Source organism: Nocardioides sp. CPCC 206348 (genome assembly GCF_048654705.1).
Taxonomy (GTDB): Bacteria; Actinomycetota; Actinomycetes; order Propionibacteriales; family Nocardioidaceae; genus Nocardioides.
The window spans coordinates 6,441-8,753 of sequence record NZ_JBMCZA010000163.1; the positions used below are offsets into that span (position 1 = coordinate 6,441).

The 2,313-nt window shown below is 71.4% G+C and carries 2 protein-coding genes and 1 pseudogene; all 3 read left to right on the forward strand.

All coding sequences use genetic code 11. The features are described 5' to 3' along the window. Positions 1-322 (forward strand): MerR family transcriptional regulator (locus tag ACOADB_RS12420; protein ID WP_378598796.1); only part of this gene is annotated, 322 nt, incomplete at its 5' end. 34 nt (positions 323-356) lie between these two features. After that, positions 357-1,346, forward strand: coding sequence for an aldo/keto reductase (locus ACOADB_RS12425; protein WP_378598853.1), 990 nt, complete (start codon positions 357-359; stop codon positions 1,344-1,346). Beyond that, positions 1,343-2,313, forward strand: a pseudogene (locus tag ACOADB_RS12430) (phospho-sugar mutase); the annotation flags it as partial. The gene ACOADB_RS12425 and the pseudogene ACOADB_RS12430, both read left to right, overlap by 4 nt.

A 2,313-nucleotide genomic window follows, 5' to 3' on the forward strand; every position in this document is an offset into this window, starting at 1 on the left:
CTACTACGAGAAGGACGGCCTCCTGCTCCGTCCGGTCCCGCGCTCGTCCTCGGGCCATCGCCGGTACGACGAGGAGGACGTCCGCTGGATCGTCCTCGTCACGCGACTGCGCGCCACCGGCATGCCCATCCGCGACGTACGCCGGTACGCCGACCTGGTCCGGGCGGGTGACGGCAACGAGCCGCAGCGGCTCGAGCTCCTCCAGGCGCATCGCGAGCACGTCCTGCAGCAGCTCGCCGAGGTCACGTCGCACCTGGGTGCGATCGACCACAAGATCGGCATCTACGAGGACCGCCTGCGCCGATCGAGGGCGATCGCTTGACCTGGAGCGCACTCCAAGGAGTTTGCTGGTGGACATGACCCTCTCGACACGCATTCTCGGCACGACCTCTCCCCTCACCGTCTCCGCCCTCGGCCTCGGCTGCGTGGGCATGTCGGAGTTCTACGGCTCCCCCGACGAGGCCGGCGGCATCGCCACCATCCACCGCGCCCTCGACCTCGGCGGCTCGTTCCTCGACACCGCCGACATGTACGGCCCGTTCACCAACGAACGGCTCGTCGGCAAGGCGATCGCTGGTCGTCGCGACGAGGTCCAGCTCGCCACCAAGTTCGGCAACGAGCGCGGTGCCGACGGCACTCGCATCCGGATCAACGGCACACCGGAGTACGTGCATACCGCGTGCGACGCCTCGCTCCAGCGGCTGGGCGTCGACCACATCGACCTCTACTACCAGCACCGCGTCGACAAGACCGTCCCGATCGAGGAGACCGTCGGCGCCATGAAGGAGCTCGTCGAGGCCGGCAAGGTCCGCCACCTCGGGCTGTCCGAGGCCTCGGCGGAGACGATCCGGCGCGCACACGCCGTGCACCCGATCACCGCCCTCCAGACGGAGTACTCCCTCTTCACCCGCGACATCGAGGACGAGATCCTCCCGACGATCCGCGAGCTCGGCATCGGCCTGGTGCCCTACTCACCGCTCGGCCGGGGCATCCTGACGGGCGCGATCACCGCCGAGCCGGACGCCGGCGACAGCCGCTCGACCGCGTACTTCCCGCGCTTCCAGGGAGACAACCTGGCGACCAACCTGGTCCTCGTCGACCGGATCACCGAGATCGCCGCACAGCACGGCTGCACCCCGGGACAGCTCGCCCTCGCCTGGGTCCTTGCCCAGGGTGAGGACGTCGTACCGATCCCCGGCACCAAGCGGGTGAAGTACCTCGAGGAGAACATCGGCGCCGCGGACCTCGTCCTCACGGAGGCGGACCTGGCAGCCCTCGCGGACGCGGTCCCGCGCGACGCCGTGGCGGGTGCGCGGTACGGCGACATGACCACCATCGATGCCTGAGCACTAACCTGCCCTGCATGACCACGCCCGACGCCGACGTCCTCATCTCCCGCGCCCGGGCCTGGCTCGCCGAGGACCCCGACGAGCACACCCGTGCCGAGCTCTCCAGCATCATCGCGGCGGTCGAGGGCGGTGACGCCGAGGCCCAGGCCGACCTGGCCGACCGCTTCCGCGGGACGCTGGAGTTCGGTACGGCGGGCCTGCGCGGCGAGCTCGGTGCGGGGCCCAACCGGATGAACCGCATCGTCGTGATCCGGGCGGCGGCCGGCCTGGCGTCGTACCTCCTCGGCGAGGGCGCCGAGCCGGGCGCCTCCGTCGTCATCGGGTACGACGCCCGCCACAACTCCGACGTGTTCGCCCAGGACACGGCCGAGGTGATGAGCGGGGCGGGCCTGCGCCCGCTGCTGCTCCCCCGTCCGTTGCCGACGCCGCTGCTGGCGTTCGCGATCCGCGAGCTCGGCTGTGTCGCGGGGGTGATGGTGACCGCGAGCCACAACCCGCCCCAGGACAACGGCTACAAGGTGTACCTCGGCGACGGCAGCCAGATCGTGCCGCCGGCCGACAGCGGCATCGCCGAGCGGATCGACGCGGTCGGATCGCTCGCGTCCGTGCCGCGCGCGTCACTGAAGGCCGCCAAGGGCCGGGTGCTCGACGAGGGCATCATCGACGCCTACCTCGACCGGGCCGCCGGCATCGCCGGCGACGGACCGCGCGACCTGGAGATCGTCTACACGCCGCTGCACGGCGTCGGCGCGAGCGCGTTGCCTGCCGTGCTCGAGACCGCCGGCTTCGACGCCCCGGAGATCGTTCCGGCCCAGGAACACCCCGACGCCGACTTCCCGACCGTCGCCTTCCCGAACCCGGAGGAGCCCGGCGCGATCGACCTCGCCATCGCACTGGCGACCACCAACGGTGCCGACATCGTGATCGCCAACGACCCCGACGCCGACCGGGCCGCCGCGGCCGT